General features: G+C 35.7%; 14 protein-coding genes and 2 pseudogenes. 5 read left to right on the forward strand and 11 right to left on the reverse strand.

Annotation, left to right across the window (positions count from 1 at the left end; genetic code table 11):
- Positions 1–224: 224 nt before the first annotated feature.
- Together ACRRVD_RS01840 and ACRRVD_RS01845 are read right to left on the reverse strand one after the other, a co-directional pair.
- Positions 225–467, reverse strand: coding sequence for a F0F1 ATP synthase subunit delta/epsilon (locus tag ACRRVD_RS01840; RefSeq protein WP_432461468.1), 243 nt, complete (start codon positions 465–467; stop codon positions 225–227).
- 211 nt (positions 468–678) lie between these two features.
- Positions 679–1,385: pseudogene (locus tag ACRRVD_RS01845) on the reverse strand (IS6 family transposase).
- A gap of 331 nt (positions 1,386–1,716) precedes the next feature.
- On the opposite strand from ACRRVD_RS01845, the gene ppa reads away from it, so the two are divergent.
- From ppa to rfbC, 5 genes are all read left to right on the forward strand, one after another.
- Positions 1,717–2,256, forward strand: coding sequence for an inorganic diphosphatase (gene ppa / locus ACRRVD_RS01850; RefSeq protein WP_432461469.1), 540 nt, complete (start codon positions 1,717–1,719; stop codon positions 2,254–2,256).
- A 21-nt stretch (positions 2,257–2,277) separates the two neighbouring features.
- Positions 2,278–4,785, forward strand: a complete 2,508-nt coding sequence (locus ACRRVD_RS01855; protein ID WP_432461470.1) for a DNA gyrase/topoisomerase IV subunit A — start codon at positions 2,278–2,280, stop codon at positions 4,783–4,785.
- A 187-nt stretch (positions 4,786–4,972) separates the two neighbouring features.
- Positions 4,973–5,716, forward strand: a complete 744-nt coding sequence (locus ACRRVD_RS01860) for a porin family protein (protein WP_432461471.1) — start codon at positions 4,973–4,975, stop codon at positions 5,714–5,716.
- 363 nt (positions 5,717–6,079) lie between these two features.
- Positions 6,080–6,955: a hypothetical protein gene (locus tag ACRRVD_RS01865; RefSeq protein ID WP_432461472.1), complete on the forward strand. Its 876-nt coding sequence runs from the start codon at positions 6,080–6,082 to the stop codon at positions 6,953–6,955.
- Positions 6,956–7,064: 109 nt separating this feature from the next.
- Entirely contained in the window at positions 7,065–7,616 is a 552-nt protein-coding gene (gene rfbC, locus ACRRVD_RS01870; RefSeq protein WP_432461473.1) for a dTDP-4-dehydrorhamnose 3,5-epimerase, read from the forward strand.
- Here rfbC and ACRRVD_RS01875 read toward each other — a convergent pair.
- The 9 genes and pseudogenes from ACRRVD_RS01875 to ffh all read right to left on the reverse strand — a co-directional run bounded on the left by ACRRVD_RS01875 (position 7,613) and on the right by ffh (position 17,213).
- Entirely contained in the window at positions 7,613–8,089 is a 477-nt protein-coding gene (locus ACRRVD_RS01875) for a hypothetical protein (RefSeq protein ID WP_432461474.1), read from the reverse strand. The two genes, rfbC and ACRRVD_RS01875, sit on opposite strands and share 4 nt — an antisense overlap.
- A gap of 147 nt (positions 8,090–8,236) precedes the next feature.
- A pseudogene (locus ACRRVD_RS01880) lies at positions 8,237–9,388 on the reverse strand (integrase core domain-containing protein).
- A gap of 37 nt (positions 9,389–9,425) precedes the next feature.
- Complete coding sequence (locus tag ACRRVD_RS01885) at positions 9,426–9,776, reverse strand: hypothetical protein (RefSeq protein ID WP_432461475.1); 351 nt, start codon at positions 9,774–9,776, stop codon at positions 9,426–9,428.
- 554 nt (positions 9,777–10,330) lie between these two features.
- The gene (locus tag ACRRVD_RS01890; protein WP_432461476.1) at positions 10,331–11,182 is read right to left on the reverse strand and encodes a DMT family transporter; all 852 of its coding nucleotides are present in this window, start codon (positions 11,180–11,182) and stop codon (positions 10,331–10,333) included.
- Positions 11,182–12,132 carry a thioredoxin-disulfide reductase gene (gene trxB, locus ACRRVD_RS01895; protein WP_432461477.1) on the reverse strand — a complete coding sequence of 317 codons (951 nt, stop codon included), beginning with the start codon at positions 12,130–12,132 and terminating at the stop codon, positions 11,182–11,184. The genes ACRRVD_RS01890 and trxB overlap by 1 nt, the downstream gene beginning before the upstream one ends.
- Positions 12,133–12,172: 40 nt before the next feature.
- Positions 12,173–13,036, reverse strand: a complete 864-nt coding sequence (locus ACRRVD_RS01900) for a sigma-70 family RNA polymerase sigma factor (RefSeq protein WP_432461478.1) — start codon at positions 13,034–13,036, stop codon at positions 12,173–12,175.
- A gap of 45 nt (positions 13,037–13,081) precedes the next feature.
- Positions 13,082–15,235 carry a polyribonucleotide nucleotidyltransferase gene (gene pnp / locus ACRRVD_RS01905; RefSeq protein ID WP_432461479.1) on the reverse strand — a complete coding sequence of 718 codons (2,154 nt, stop codon included), beginning with the start codon at positions 15,233–15,235 and terminating at the stop codon, positions 13,082–13,084.
- A 172-nt stretch (positions 15,236–15,407) separates the two neighbouring features.
- Complete coding sequence (gene rpsO, locus ACRRVD_RS01910; RefSeq protein WP_432461480.1) at positions 15,408–15,734, reverse strand: 30S ribosomal protein S15; 327 nt, start codon at positions 15,732–15,734, stop codon at positions 15,408–15,410.
- Positions 15,735–15,872: 138 nt separating this feature from the next.
- Complete coding sequence (ffh, locus tag ACRRVD_RS01915) at positions 15,873–17,213, reverse strand: signal recognition particle protein (protein WP_432461481.1); 1,341 nt, start codon at positions 17,211–17,213, stop codon at positions 15,873–15,875.
- Between the last annotated feature and the right edge of the window lie 6 nt (positions 17,214–17,219).

Genomic DNA, 17,219 nt, shown 5'->3' on the forward strand with positions numbered 1-17,219 from the left:
ATTTTTTACTCAAAACCAAAAAAATTATTTTAGGCTACTTTACTTAAAAGTTGTAGTATAGTATACTTTATAGTCAGCTAAAGCAATAGTAGTTGGGCATCTTTTAATATTTAAAGAGTCAAAAAGTTGAAAACTTTCTATTAGTTTAAAGAAACACAAAAGCTACTAGATATATACTTATATAGACTATTTGTTAGCTATATTCGACTAAGTCGTCCATTTTTTTACTTTACTGGCTCACAAACTACGATAATTTGGTTATCAGCTATTGAAGTAAAGCCACTTTTTACTGAAATCGATGATGTGGTAGGTCCGACTGTATAAGTAATTTGCCCTGCTGTTAAACTACTTAATATAGGGGCATGATTACAGTATACCTGAAACGAACCAAGCGTACTTGGCAATTTTACACTATTCACTTCTCCATTGAAAAGACTACCACTAGCGGCTACGATAGACAAGTTCATGTTTAATATATTTATCTATTTAGCGGATTACTATATACAACCTAAATTAGCTGATTGTTTGCACTGCTTATGGATGAAAGGTAAACAAAAGGTTTTTTAAAAACAAATGGCCTTAAACGATTACAAATCAATATAGATTCAAAAAATGTTGGCTCTGTCGCATCTATGTTTAATTTTTGTTGGATCTATCCCTTGTCTTTAAATTTGGATATTATGCGGCCATAAGTTTAGCAAAGTTCTCAAAAGTAGATGCTTGTTTTTTAGATGCGATTAATTGTCCTTTTTGAATGATTCTAATATTTTCTATTCCTGTAATGGTAATGTTAGCAGAATGAAAACTCTTAAATCCTAACATAGGTTTGATCCGTTTTTTAATGAATCTATGATCTTGTTCCACTCTATTGTTCAAGTATTTGTTTTGAAATATTTGAATCTTGTGACCTTTATCCAATTCTATATTTAAAGCATCAAGTGCAGCTTTATTACTACCTCTTTTGTCAACTACCACTTTGGATGGAGTGTTATTATATCTGATAGCCTTACGAAAAAAAGAAAGAGCTTCGGACTTGTCTCTACGTTCACTTAGAAAAAAATCAACTATATCTCCATAACGATCTACTGCTCTGTATAAATAAATCCACTTCCCGTTTAGCTTAACATACGTTTCATCCATTTTTCAGCTACTACCAACTGGTCGTTTTATTTTTCTTACTTCTTGATCTACAAGTGGAATAAACTTCACAACCCATATTTGTAAGGTAGCGTGATCGATTTTTCCGCCTCTCATATGCATTATCTCTTCAGATCTCTATAGCTTAAAGAAAAACGACATTTCATATAGAAAAATAGAAGTATTAACTCTGGTGAAGAACAAAATCCTTTAAAATATCGCAATAATCTCGGCGTAATAGTAAACATTTTAGTCAATTGTTAAATAAAAATACTAAAATAACTTACTCCTTAAAACAAACGCGACAGAACCATAATTTTTACCGTACTTTATAAATTGATTTAGTTTTATTTTTGATGTTAGTTAATTAGTTAAACATACTATCTATTGATTTTTAGCTTTTTTATACAAAATTTAACTTTTATAAATTAAATATTGACTTGATGTAATATTTTTATGATAACAAAATAAAAGCCTGAAAGAATTGGCAAAATTTACCAGTGCATGCTTTTGCTACTGGCAAAAAGACAACTAATATGAGGTTACGAACTATTTATTTTAATTTTAATCTGAAAGAGAATGAATATAGAAAAGATATCATTAGGAGAGGATTTCCCAAATGATTTCCATGTCATCATTGAAATTCCAATGCATCATGATCCTGTAAAGTATGAAATGGATAAGCCTTCGGGTGCTTTATTTGTAGATAGATTTATCGCAACGCCAATGTATTATCCTTGTAACTATGGCTTTGTACCGCATACCGCTTCGGGAGATGACGATCCTATTGATGTGCTCGTAGCAGCTAACCATCCGATTATATGCGGAGCAGTCATTAAAGCAAGACCTATTGGCGTATTATTGATGGAAGATGAATCTGGGTTAGATGAAAAAATTATTGCATTACCCATCAAAAAAATAGCTCCTGAATTTGCGCATGTTGACCATATTGGACAGTTAAACACCCTCTTAAAAGATCGTATTATACATTTTTTCAGCCATTATAAGGACTTAGATGCGGGAAAATGGGTTAAGGTTAAGGGATTCGAAGGGAGAGAAAAAGCCATAGAACTTTTAATAGAAGCCGCGCAAAGAGTTAAAAGCCAATCCATTGGGTAATTATATTTCTTTTTGAGCATTATGAACCAAATATATGATGTATCAAACGGCTCTAATGGTACAGCGCATAAAGCAATAGTACCCCCCACAGGGTCTATGGAGCAAATGTATGAGGAATGGTTTTTAGATTATGCTTCTTATGTGATTTTGGAACGTGCGGTGCCCGCCATAGAAGATGGCCTTAAACCTGTACAGCGTAGGATTCTCCACGCCATGCAGCTTATTGATGATGGTCGTTACAATAAAGTAGCCAATATTGTAGGACAAACCATGCAATACCATCCCCATGGTGATGCTTCTATTACAGAAGCCATTGTAGCAATAGGTCAAAAAGAATTATTGATAGATACACAAGGGAATTGGGGAGACCCTCGAACAGGGGACAGTGCTGCAGCTGCTCGCTATATAGAAGCCCGTCTTGCGCCATTCGGAAAGGATATTTTGTATAGTCCACAGATTACAATCTGGCAACTCGCTTACGATGGCAGAAAAAAAGAGCCCCGTACTTTACCGGTTAAATTTCCTTTATTGCTTGCTCAAGGTGTAGAGGGGATTGCGGTAGGATTGGCTACTAAAATTTTACCCCATAATTTTATAGAGCTGATAGAGGCTTCTATAGATCTGCTGCAAGGTAAACCCATTTGCTTATTGCCAGATTTTCCAACAGGTGGTTTGGTAGATTGTACCCATTACAATGGAGGTAAAAAAGGAGGAAAAGTTCGCATACGTGCCACTGTTGTAGTCCGGGATCAGCACACATTGGCCATCAGCCAAATCGCTTACGGTACTACTACGACTAGTGTAATTGATTCCATTCTAAAAGCACATGAAAAAGGTAAAATAAAAATTAAAAATGTGGTTGACAACACTGCAGACCATATTGAAATTCTAATTCATTTGCTGCCTGGTCAACAGGTAGCAACCGTTATCAATGCACTCTATCTTTTTACAGATTGTGAGGTAAGTTATGCGCCTAATGCTTGTGTCATTCAAGACGAAAAACCTGTTTTTATAACGGTTTCTGATCTGTTGGCCTATACTGTAGCCCGTACAACGCATTTGTTGGAACAAGAATTACTTTTAGAGGAGCAATCATTAAGGGAAAAATTGTTTTTTGCCAGTTTAGAGAAAATATTTATCGAAAACCGTATCTATAGGAAGATAGAGAAATGTGCAACCTGGGAGGAAATACGCACCACTATAACAGACCAGCTTAAACCCTATGATTTGCATCGACCCATTATAGAAAAAGATTTGGTCCGTTTAACAGATATTAAGATCAAACGCATCTCACAATATGATGGCTTTCGTGCGCAGGAAAGCTTAACCCAGCTTCAAAGTCAATTGGCTACTACTATAGCGCACTTACAAAACTTAAAAGATTATACCATAGGCTGGTATAGCCACTTGCTTCAAAAATATGGAAAAGGGCGAGCACGAAAAACTATTTTAACCAGCTTTGACCCTATTGAACCCCATGAAGTAGTAGTAAAGGATTACAAACTGTATGTAAATCGCAAAGAAGGTTTTATAGGTTATGCGCTCAAAGGAGAAGAATTTGTGGAAGCTTGTTCTGATATAGATGATATCATTGTAATATGTAAAAATGGTCAATATGTCATCACTAAGGTAACAAATAAGCTATTTATAGGCAAAGATATTATACATATATCCATTTATGAAAAAAAAGACACAAAACGTTGTTACAATTTAATTTATGTAGATGGTGCAACAGGTATTGCCTTTGCCAAACGGTTTCAAGTATTGGGCATTACACGTGACAAAATCTATGATCTAACTTTAGGCACAGCCGGTTCTAGAATAGTCTATTTAAATGATCATCCCAATGGAGCGGTAGAAACCGTTACCATTATCCTTTCACCCATAAGTAGAACAGCTAAAAAAAAATTTGAATTTAATTTTTCCGATTTAGCGATAAAGGGACGTACGGCAAAAGGGAATATGTTGACCAAACATAGCATTTATAAAGTGCAACGCAAAGGACAAATCCGCTCTACATTAGCCAAAATAGCACTTTGGTACGATAGCGCTACAGGTCGAATAGCGCCTAATGGAAGCGGAAAATTACTAGGTATGTTGGGACCAACGGATAAAATACTTTTGGTATTTAAATCAGGTGATTATATGGTTGCTACTTATCCACTTCCCTTTCAACTAGCTCCTGATCAAGTGCTCCTTATAGAGCCATTAAGAGATGGTCATTTACTATCAGTGGTCTATTATAATACGATACAGAAAAATTATTTTGTGAAACGGTTTGTAATAGATAAGTGGGTTTTAGATAAAAAATATAATATATTTGTTTCAGAATTAAATATTTGTATTTTAAAACAAGTTACTTCTGCGGCAGCCCCTAAATTGCAATTGCATTATTGTGTAGACGCTACTGGTCATGAAAAGCGTTCGATCCTGTACGATTTGGAAAAAGTTGCCGTTAAAAGCCCAAAAGCAAAAGGAATATTGCTCTCTAAACATAAGATTACAGAAGTAGATGTCTGCGATCCATAGTTTTTATTTTCAATGAAATATAGTATATTGCTACGGTTTAGATGTAAATATAGAGAGCCATAATGCAGCGATAGTTTTGGCATAAACTGATTTTATTTAAAATATTTTTGGAAGCTATTAAAAGAATGTTATTTGCCTCTTTTTAAGATATAAATTGGAGTAGTTTTAAAATTTACATAACGATACAATGAAAAACACAATACAAAAGATTACAAAACTAGTGGCCTTATCCGCATATTTGGTCGCTTATCCCCCTGCTTTTGCTGCCACTCCTCAGACTGATCAAGAGCACAAAGGTGCTTTTCGGGATATAAATGAAGGAACGCATTGGCATATTGGTGTAAAATTATGGGAAAAACTTCCTCTAAAAGAGATTAAAAATCGTTTTTCTAATGGTTTTGAAACTGTAATAGGTCCCTTTGTAGAGTGGAAGCCGTTGCATGGAATAGGCGTTCAAACCGGGCTAATGTATAGCTACAACTCGTTGGTTACAGCAGGTGTAAACTTGATAAAAACAAAATCAATCAACGGATGGTCTGGTTCTTCTAGTCCAATCGAAGGTGACGTCGAGTCTAAACAGGTAGATTGCGATAGTATTAAATTCCATGCGATTAGCATTCCATTATCTATTCGGTTTTATCCAGGAAGTGACCGACAATTTGTATTACATATAGGACCTCGTATCATGATCCCTTTATCTAAAGCAAAACAAGTTGAGCATCGTTATATTAGTATTGGTAATGATATAACCAAGGAAATGATGGAACTTCATTCAGGGGTAAATTTCGAATCAGCTAATGACCTTAAAATTGGCATCCATTGGACTTGGGATTGCGGATTTGCCTACAATACAAAGTCTGGATTTATAATAGGAATGAATGGCTTGGGAGTTATGTTGGGTTTTGATGGCACCAAGTTATTATCCCACTAGGGAGATAGTATCACTTTTAGATAAATAAAAAATAGATATAGCCGATTGAGTCCCTTTTTAAAAAGAGACTCAATCGGCTATATGATCAATACGATCTAACTCATAAAATCACTCAAGTAGTTGATAAATCGTCTCAAAAAATATTTATATGTTTCTTATGCCCTTATTAGGATTGCATCAAGTAAACAATAGCAGGCTCCTTTAACCTATTTTTTTAGTAAAAATTTTCTGGTTTTATTTACCAAGCCTCTTAAGACAAATTTTTGATTTTGCTCTTGCTTGAATAAACAGGCTAGCTTTAATCTAGCGACGATTCAGTAGATATAGATAAGTTTCAGTAGGGATAGAAAGCATATATATCAAATGAGCAAGGCAAAAAAAGTACAAGCCTGTGGGTGGTTTATTGCGTGGTGGATAGGGGTGGTAAGCCACCATCTAACTTTTGCTGCAACGCATCTAGTCCAGAAAAATAATTTTTTCGACAAAAACCAGTCATCTATTTTACGCATTGGTATAGTAGCTTGGGCCAAGTGTACTAAAAGAGTTATTCAAAAACATTGGACAATTGGGCGTGAAATAGCCATTGGTCCTGTTGTAGAATGGCATCCCCTAAATGGAATAGCTCTTCAAACAGGATTGTTCTATAGCCACAATTCTTTTTATACAGTAGATTTTTCACTGGATCATAAAAAGCAGTCAAATCCAGATATATTCACTTTTTCCCGGGGTTGTATCGAAGTCTTATCTAAGGCTTTATCGAACCCGTATCAAGGCTATACAGTCCACCTTGCTTTCGATAATATACAATTTCACGCAATAAGTATACCTCTGTTTCTGCGATTGTATCCAGAAAAAAGTCGCAGATGGATATGCTATGGAGGACCTCGTTTGATATGTATGCTTCCTGTTATAAAGAAAAGACAATATTGTCCTGTTCATGTTGATACTTTTATAATAAAGGATATATTGTATGACAGTTTAATAGAATATAGAGATTTAGCTAACGAAGGTTATCTTACCTTCGATTTTATACGTGAGATAGCTCAGAAAGGGTTATCAAAACTACATTCTTCTATTTTTAAAATTAATCCCAATAGCGCAGCCCCCCAACCAATTAGTAATCAGCAGTTTAATTGGGATTTAGTCTGGAATTTTGGCATTGAATTTAGAGGAAGGTCTGGGTTGGTAATAGGCATCAATGGCTTAGGATTTATATTAGGTTACCACTTTGTAAAGTAATGGATTCTAATATCTTTATATAAATTTTTTGTATTTGTTTTTTCTATGTAAAAAATAGCTATAAAATCAAATAAATGTATATGTATAGTTTACTTATATCTATGGATAGATGATGCAATTAGAAGCAGCATATCTTTCAGGTCTTTTACTATTTAAACCTGATCTACTTTACGATGAAAGGGGCTATTTTTTTGAATCTTACCATCAAGAAAAATGCAAAGCAATAGGGTTAGAGGCTTCTTTTATACAAGAAAATCAATCTTTATCTAAAAAAGGAACCGTTCGTGGTCTCCATTATCAATTGGCGCCTTATGGACAAGCCAAATTGGTTCGGGTGGTAGAGGGTATTATATGGGATGTAGTAGTAGACTTGCGTAAAGAAATGGATACTTTTGGCAAATGGCAAGGTTTTTTACTTTCTTCAGAAAACAATCATCAGCTTTTTGTACCGGTAGGTTTTGCGCATGGCTTTATGGCGTTAAGTAATAAGGCTGTAGTAGCTTATAAGTGCGATGCCTATTATTGCCCCAATGCAGAAAAAGGCATTCATTTTAAAGATCCTACATTAAATATTCCTTGGGAAGATTATGGGAACCCCCAAATTATTTCAGCAAAAGATGCCGCTTTACCGCTATTCCAAGAAGCAATCTATACCTTTTAGCCCGCTGGCACAAATAGAAGATTGGGATCTGAGGGTAAATCGGGATATAGCTTACTACTATTAGTACATGAACCTTGAGATAAATTTGGGTTATTTGTATGATCGAATTCTTTCTTTTCTTTCTTTTTTTGAATGACTTTTTTCAAATATTTTATTTCATATTCTCGTATTGTAATGCTTATAGAAATAATTTTAATTAGGCTTTCTGTATCACCAAGAAAGGTTTGATCTAAAGATATTGCATGCTTTGTTTGCTCTAAAATGGCTTTTTTATGTTCTGATTTTTTTAGCTTTTCTTCAAGAAAATCTAATTTTTTTCCATTTATTTTCAACAAAAATATTTTTTTTGGTTTTAGACACCTAAGTTCTGCTAAACAAAGTGTGAGATATTGATACTTACATGTTGGATGCTTTAATGCATCTTTGAAATCATTTATAGATTTAAAATCTATACTAGCATTAGATGAAGTCACAAAGCTTTGGGCATTATCAAAGCCATGGCTTGCGTATGAGGGAGGAGACGGATCAGAAGCAAAATTAGTTGAGTAAAAGTTATTTGAAGAAGGCGGTTGACTATACTCAGAAGTAAAAAAGGTATCCTTAGATGTAGTAGTTGAGATTTAATCTGACAGAAGTAAAAATTCTAGAAATGTATTCATGTCAGTTAAGTTGTTTGTCACAGGTATTCTTTTAAGATACGAGATTTGATTATTTTTTTTCAAAAAAGACTAGTTTTTTTGCCATCTTGCCAAGTTTTGTATAGGTGTTTTTTCCGTAACAGTTACTTTCCAGATGGGGTTTTCGCTCATGATTATAGTAGTGTAACCAGTTTATCTAAATCCTCTTGCAAATCAATCCAGGTCTGTTATAGATTTTTTTACGCATAGCTGGTATCAAAAGAATTCCTGTTCATTGTTTTGTTAAACCGTTCCAGAACGCCGTGGTTTGTGTGAATAGCTTTAATAACAGTATGTTCTATGCCTTCTATGCTTAAAAACAACTCAAAGGCATGATGCTTTATTTTGCCTTTATACTCAGTGCCTCTATCTGTTAGAATGCGCAAGAGGGGGTATGCTTTGTTCTTGATACCAAGGCAGTACTCTATCATTACATATCCAGCAGCTGTCAAAGCTGTTTTAATCAGTAATAAGAGTTTTTGGCATTAGCTACTCGAGAATAGCTATCTATAAATACTGGGTTACCTACTAATCCCTTTAAAGTTACCAACATAATAAGTATCTTGACAGCCTAAATAACCAGGGTGTTCTTGTATCTATTCTCCAAATGCTTCTTGTCATTCTTACGTTTTTCTAATGCGGCTAGCTGGGATTCAGTTAAAACAAGACCATCTTGAGCCATTTTGGCTTCTAATGCTTTAAAGACGGTTTTTTTTATATTATTTAAATCATTACGTAACCAAGAATAGACCTGACACCGCTGGAGAGACCAGTATACCTTGGCTGATTTTAACTCATTGATCCCAAGTTTGAACCATCGAGGCTGGATAATCTTCGCCATATCTAATACTGCTTTTTTTCTATACTAGGATCTACTCTATTAGCCATGTCGGCTTCCTGCGGCTTAATCTCATGTAACGCCTCTTGACCCGCCTGTTGTCATACAAGGATTTAAAGCGTAATGCTATCTTTACTTAACCCATGCTTTTTACACGCTGATGAGATACTACCCAACGTTTTGGCTATGATCTAATAAAACCTAGTTTTAGGTTTAATTATTTTTGATGTAAGTTCATAATAATAGTCGCTATTTATAACACAATTTAACAATTGTCAGATTAAATCTCAACTACTACACCTTAGATGAAGACATTTCTGAGAATGGAGGAGCGGTTGGCATTGCAAGGTATTCTTTTTCTTTCTTCTCTTCTTTTTCTAGATGCTTTATTTCTTCTTCTAGCACTTGTTCTGCTTCTACTAACTCTTGTATATTTTCCTCCCCTTCTTCCTCTTCTTCTTCCTTTTTTTCTTCTTGGCTAACTGAACCTGAAAGATTTTTAACAGATGGAAGCGCATTAGATGTAGTTTCACCTGTTGTTACTTTTTCAGCTTGTACGGCTGTAGGTTCTGTTACTATATTGATATTGGTTAGATTAGAGGGGTTTCGTTTGCACCCAGTCGCTACAGCTGTTATATAAAACATAACAGATAAATAGCATATGATAAGTTTTTGTAATAAAATATTCTGCATGATCATAACTTTTTAAGGTAGCAGTAAAAAAGATAAACAATATATACTTTTTTATTCATTTTCAGTAATATTGTATTACTTTTGAATAAAAATATGCACCTTGATGTTGCATTAGGTTATTTGTTGTTTACAATGGCAACCTCTAAAAAATAGAAGCTTGCCGTATAAAACACAAATCGATACAACCTAGAAGATACTTTAAAAGCTTTCACAACCTTTTGGGTATGCTTGTAATTGTTTCAGAACTATATCTTCTGTTTGTGTTATGTCATGTAACATAATGGCTATAATAAAATAGCCAACAGAATTAATATAAAAAAAAATTAAAAAATGTGCTATGGAAAAGATAACAATCATCCACATTGGAGATACGATTGCCTCTAGGTATTTTTTATTAGACAACATAGATAATCAAATAGCTTATACGAATGACCATATAATTTGATTATCAATATAAAATAATAATATAAATCTTACAAAAACTTTTCGGGACTAGGAACCTTTGATTAGCGATTTTGGTAGTATACGATAAAGCAAGTAGAAGAAACAATAATGGCTGCTCCTAAAAAAGCACTTAAGCTGGGCCACTCTTGAAAAAAAAGATAGCCCAATAAGATAGAAAGGACCCATTCTGTATACTTCATAGGTGCCAAGGAAGCTACTTTTGATTGCTGAAAAGCTTTTAATAAAAAATAAAGAATTAGATTGCTACCAATGCCGAGTATACTTAAAAAAGATAGTTCCAATAAGGTAGGTGCTTTCCAATAGTAACAAGCTACTGGTAACATACAACAAGAGGCTATCAAATTAGAGAAAAAAAGCATGGAAAGAATAGGCTCATATGCAACATATTTTTTATTTATAATGTCTAATGAAGCAAAAAAAACAGTTGCGAGGATGCACGATAAAGCAGCACTATTATAGGTAGTAGGACGCAATATTAAGGCCATCCCTAGACATGTGCATAAGGTAGCCATCCATATGGGCCAAGCCACCACTTCTTTAAGAAAAATTCTTGCTAAGATAAGTACAAAAATAGGATTGGTAAATCCTATTACGGTTGCACTACTCATGGTGATTTTGGTCAGGCTATAGGCATATAGCCCCATTCCAATCGATAAAAATAGACCACGAAAAATATGTAAGGGCAGACGTTCTGTCTTAAAAGCACATCTCCCCCTATAGTACATAATAGGTACTAGAACCAAGCTACCCAATATAAAACGAAAGAAACAAACTTGACAAGAAGATAGCTCTGTAATGAGCAATTTGGTTAGCAAATCATTCAAACAACTTGTAAATATACTAAGCAACAACCAAAATAATGATTGTACGTAGGTGTTTTTCGAAAGGAACATTAATTGATTTCTTTTAAAAAATCTTCACTTGTTTCCTTTAGAAAACGTTCCGCGTCTAGTGCAGCCATACACCCCGTTCCAGCAGCTGTGACAGCTTGTCTATAATAAGGATCTTGAATATCTCCAGCCGCAAAAACGCCAGGAATATTGGTTTGCGTGGTGCCTCTTTTTGTTTGAATATAACCTTGTTGATCTACCTCTATATAAGGTAAAAAGGGAGAAGTATTGGGTTGATGCCCTATCGCAACAAATAAACCAGTAGCCTCTATAAGGGAAATGGTGCTAGATAGGGTCTGGAAAATTTCTACTGCTTCTATAGATTCTTGGCCTATTATATCTTTAACTTCTGTATGAAATGAAACTTGAATATTAGGTCTTTTAAAAATACGTTCCTGCATAATTTTACTAGCGCGCATTTGCCCTTTACGCACTAATAAATGTACTTTTTGGCAAAGGTTGGCTAAATAAAGGGATTCTTCTGCAGCGGTATCTCCTCCACCGACTACTACAACTGTTTTACCTCTAAAAAAGAAACCATCACAAATGGCACAGGCAGAGACACCTTTGCCATACAGCCGCTTTTCTGCAGGTAAACCCAGCCATTTTGCAGATGCACCCGCAGCGATAATAACAGATTGCGCCAACAGACTTGCACCGCTATCTAGTGTTAAACAGCGTGGATAGGTAGCAAAATCTACTTTGGTAATAGTACCCGTTTTAACTACAGTGCCAAATCGTTCTGCTTGCGCTTTAAAATCTTCCATCATAGCAGGGCCGGTTATACCATTTCTATAGCCAGGATAATTCTCTACCTCTCCTGTGATCGTTAATTGACCACCTGGGTTAGGGCCTTGATATAGAATGGGATGTAGCCCCGCTCGAGCAGCATAGATAGCAGCTGTATAACCAGCTGGACCGCCTCCAATAATAACCAGTTGTATAGGAGACATTTGTTGTGTATATGATATAGATTAAAGGATATTTACGCCATCATCCTAGGTAGCACTTGAGTGTTTCGCTACTAACTGCAGCTTTTAGCTTTTTAATACCTTTTTCTTTTACTTGACGTACACGCTCTCGGGTTAGGCCAAAACGGGCACCTATTTCTTCTAGGGTCAGTATTTCTGTATTGTTTAGACCAAAATAATAGCAGAGTACATCACGTTCTCTAGGCGTAAGTACAGCCAATGAACGTTGGATTTCTTTACACAAAGAATCATTGATTAATTCACTATCTGGCTTTTTTTCTACATCGCTTTCCAATACATCTAATAAGCTGTTTTCTTCACCCTGTAGAAAGGGGGCATCTACAGAAATATGCCGTCCTGCAACTTTTAAAGCACCACGGACTTCTTCTGGATCAATCTCTAAAAACTCAGCCAATTCTTCAACCGTTGGTTCTCTTTCATACTTTTGCTCCAAACGAGAAAAAGTTCTAGAAATTTTACTAAGTGAGCTAATCCGATTCAATGGCAAACGTACAATTCTAGCCTGTTCAGCTAACGCTTGCAATATAGATTGCCTAATCCACCAAACGGCATAAGAGATAAACTTAAATCCTCTCTTTTCGTCAAAACGCTGAGCAGATTTAATTAAACCAAGATTACCTTCATTAATCAAATCACTCAAAGATAATCCTTGATTTTGATACTGCTTAGCCACAGAAACTACAAATCGAAGATTGGCCTTAGTCAGTGTTTCAAAAGCGGCCCTATCTCCCATTCTAATTTTCTTGGAAAGCTCAACCTCTTCATCAGCACTAAGTAATGGAACCCTACCAATTTCCTGAAGATATTTATCTAAGGACTGGCTTTCACGATTTGTAATTTGCTTACTTATCTTTAGTTGTCTCATACTTTACTAAATTAAATAAATGTAAAATTATATTCATGCCGTTTACTACCCCCCAGCTGCTATCGCATCAGAAGAGAGCAATACCTTACGTGACAATCTATATTTACCTGTTTTAGGATCCACACCAATAAGTTTTACCTGTAGCTCTTCTCCGATCTCCAATACTTTTTCTAAATCTTCAATGCGTTCTAAGCGAACTTCTGAAACATGTAAAAACCCATCTTTCCCAGGCATAAATTCTACAAATGCACCGTAGTTTAGCACAGATTTAACCTTACCCACGTATACTTCACCAATAGAGGGCTTAGCAGTAATGGTCTTTATTTTACCAACTGCTTTTTGCAACATTTCTTGATTTGGAGCAAATATAGTAACAATTCCTTTATAGCCTCTTTCAACAATATCTATATTGGCACAGCTCTCTTTTTGAATTTCTTGTATGACCTTACCTCCTGGTCCAATAATGGCACCAATCATCTCTTTTTCAACTTCTATAGTAACAATTTTAGGAGCATGTGGCTTGCTATTTGGACGAGCTATAGCTATGGTTTCTTCCATTTTTTGCAGGATATACAACCTACCTTCTTTAGCTTGATGGAGCGCTTTTTCTAGCATTTCATAGGAAATACCAGCAACTTTTATATCCATTTGGCATGCTGTAATCCCTTGTTGGGTACCTGCTACCTTAAAATCCATATCACCAATACTATCTTCATCTCCGAGAATATCAGATAAAACAGCAAAGCGTCCTGTAGCAGGGTCTGTAATCATTCCCATAGCAATCCCTGAAACGGCTGCTTTAATAGGAATCCCTGCATCCATTAGGGCCAAAGAACCGGCACAAACAGTGGCCATAGAAGAAGAGCCGTTTGATTCAAGAATATCTGATACCACACGTATGGTATACAAGTTTTCTTTATCAGGTGGTAAAACAGCTTTTAATGCACGCATGGCTAGATTCCCATGACCTATTTCCCGACGAGAAGGCCCTCTGTTCGGCTTAACTTCTCCAGTAGAGAAGCCAGGAAAATTATAATGGAGCATAAAACGATGATAGCCATCTTCCATAGCTCTGTCAATGATTTGCTCATCGAACTTGCTGCCAAGCGTAACGGTAGTAAGGGATTGTGTTTCACCTCTTGTAAAGAGGGCAGAACCATGTGCAGATGGCAAGTAATCTATTTCAGATTCGATCGATCTAATTTGATCTAATCGGCGACCATCTAAACGGATGCTTTCATTTAAAATAAGTGCTCGAATAGCTTGATTTTGAAGTTCAAGTAGAAATTCTTTTTGCTGGTTAACAGATGTTTCCTGACCATTTTGATCCTGTACAAGTGCGGAACTGTAACGATGTGTTACTGCCATAAAAGCTTCTTTACGCAAAGTTTTGGAAGGGATATGTCGTTTGGCAACAGCATAAATATCAGTGTAAATGGCCTCACGTAAAGCAGGTTCACAGACTAGGGTAGTGGGTAGATCGTTGAGCGTATCTGTTTTTTTTTCGATACCAACAGCTGCCATAAGCTCCAGCTGCACTTGACAATGTACCTTAATAGCATCATGGGCGAAACGGATGGCCGCTATCATATCTGCTTCTTGCACTTCATTCATTTCTCCCTCTACCATAAGTATACTATCATTAGTAGCGGCTACCATAAGGTTCATATCCGCTTTTTCAAGTAAACTAGGTGGTGGATTGATTAAAAAAACACCATCTATACGGGCCACACGTACCTCTGAAATAGGCCCATTGAATGGAATAGAAGAAACAGATAAGGCAGAAGAAGCTGCTAAAGCAGCAAGTGCATCTGGTAAAATGCTTTCATCAGCAGATATTAACGATATATTTACCTGAATTTCACTGTTAATTTTTTTTGGAAAAAGAGGACGAATGGCACGATCGACCAACCTAGCAATTAAAATTTCATGATCTCCTAGCCTACCTTCCCGTTTTAAAAAGCCTCCAGGTATTTTACCAGAAGCAGCAAATTTTTCCTGGTAATCTACAGAAAGGGGTAAAAAATTATAGGATTCTTCTTCTGCAGCTGCTTTAGCTACGACAGTAGCTAAAATCAGCGCATTACCCATTCGGATCACAACAGAACCGTTGGATTGCATGGCTAATTTGCCCGTTTCTATCGTAACCACCCGATTATCTGGCAACTTGATTGTTTTTGAAATTAATTTTCTGAGCATATAGGTACAATGGAGTGATAATATACAACGGCATCAAATGGATTAGAACGCAGGGAAAATATACCACAAAGCTTTTCCTACAGAATTTTATGAATAAAAATGTAAATAGGAGAAATTTTAAAAATAAACAAATACTATACCTAACTATATCTGAAAATAGTAAAAAAAGCAACTACTTTCTTAAGCCAAGGCTGTTAATAATAGCTCTATAGCGACTTAGGTCTTCTTTTTTAAGATAGGCTAATAATCTTTTTCGCTTACCTACTAATTTCAAAAGACCTAACTTTGCAGCATGATCTTTCTTTTTAACACTTAGATGATCTGTTAAGTGTTTAATTCTATATGTAAATAGTGCAATCTGTGACTCTGAAGAACCACTGTCTTGTTCAGATTTTTTAAATCCAAAAGTTCTAAAAAGATGGCTTTTGCCTGAGTTATCGAAGGTAAAAGTCTTCAAAATATCTTCTTTGTTTTCTTTATTTTGGTTGGTTAACTTCATAATGTTATTGTAATAAATTTAAACTCAGCCTAACTAAAGTAAATTTAGTTATAAAGTCGTTCATTGGCAAATTTAAACTGGGTGTAATCCATTACTGTATGGACTAGTTCTTTTAAAAAATAGATAGAAAAATAAGCTTTATGATGCGCTTCTTTTCTTAAGCAAAGATGGCAAGCTACCCAATAAATTCGATCCTTTTTTATGTACTTTTTTCATCATTTTACAGATTACATCAAACTGTTTGAGCAATTGATTGACCTCTTGGATTGTTTTTCCGCTACCACGTGCAATACGTTCACGACGACTTTGATCAATAATATGCGGATTTCTTCTTTCTTTAACAGTCATAGAGGCTATGATTACCTTGCAATTTTTAAATAGGTCATCCTCTAAAGGTAGAGCTGGCATCGCCTTTCCTAGACCAGGTAACATGGCAACCATTTCTTTGATACTTCCTATTTTTTCAATTTTTTGAATTTGTTTATCTAAATCTTCTAAATTAAACTGATTGGTTTTTATCTTTTGCTGCAAACTACGCTGTTGTGTTTCATTATACACTGCTTCTGCACGCTCTACAAAGGAGATAACATCACCCATGCCCAGAATACGACTGGCCATACGATCTGGATGAAAAAGATCTAAATCTTGCATTTTTTCACCTGTACTGATAAACTTAATAGGTTTATGTACTACACTACGAATAGATAGTGCAGCACCTCCACGGGCATCTCCATCTAATTTGGTCAGTACTACTCCATCAAAGTTAAGCTTTTCATTAAAAGCCTGTGCAGTGGTAACAGCATCTTGACCGGCCATAGCGTCTACTACAAAAAGTGTTTCAGAAGGGGTTAAGCGTTCTTTAAGCATACAGATCTCTTGCATCATCTCTTCATCAGTAGTCAAACGACCTGCGGTATCTACAATCACGAGATCAAGTGCTTTACTTTTGGCTTCTTTAATAGCATTTTGGGCAACCGTATACGGTTTTTGTTCTAATGGTTCTGTATAAACGTTTATATTAAGCTGCGCGCCTAATGTTTCCAGTTGCTCAACTGCTGCAGGTCTATAGAGGTCGCAAGCCACTAAGAGGGGGCTTTTATTTTTCTTTTGGTAGTAATGCCCCAACTTACCTACTAAGGTTGTTTTACCAGCCCCTTGCAGTCCGGCTACAAGTATAACCGCTGGATGGCCAGTGAGGCGAACTTCAGTATGTATGCCTCCCATTAAATCTGTTAAAGCATCTTGGACCAGTTTTGTAAAGAGCTGACCTGGTGAAACAGATGTAAGCACATTGGTTCCAATTGCTTTTTGCTTAATAGCATCTGTGACTTGCTTGGCTACTTTGTAATGGACGTCTGCTTGGACCAAGCTTCTACGGATTTCTTTTATAGTAGCAGCAATGTTTATTTCTGTAATACGACCTTGTCCTTTTAAGGACTTAATCGCTCTTTCTAGATTGGCACTAAGACTCTGAAACATATTATT

Source organism: Candidatus Cardinium hertigii (genome assembly GCF_050864915.1).
Lineage (GTDB): Bacteria > Bacteroidota > Bacteroidia > Cytophagales > Amoebophilaceae > Cardinium > Cardinium hertigii_D.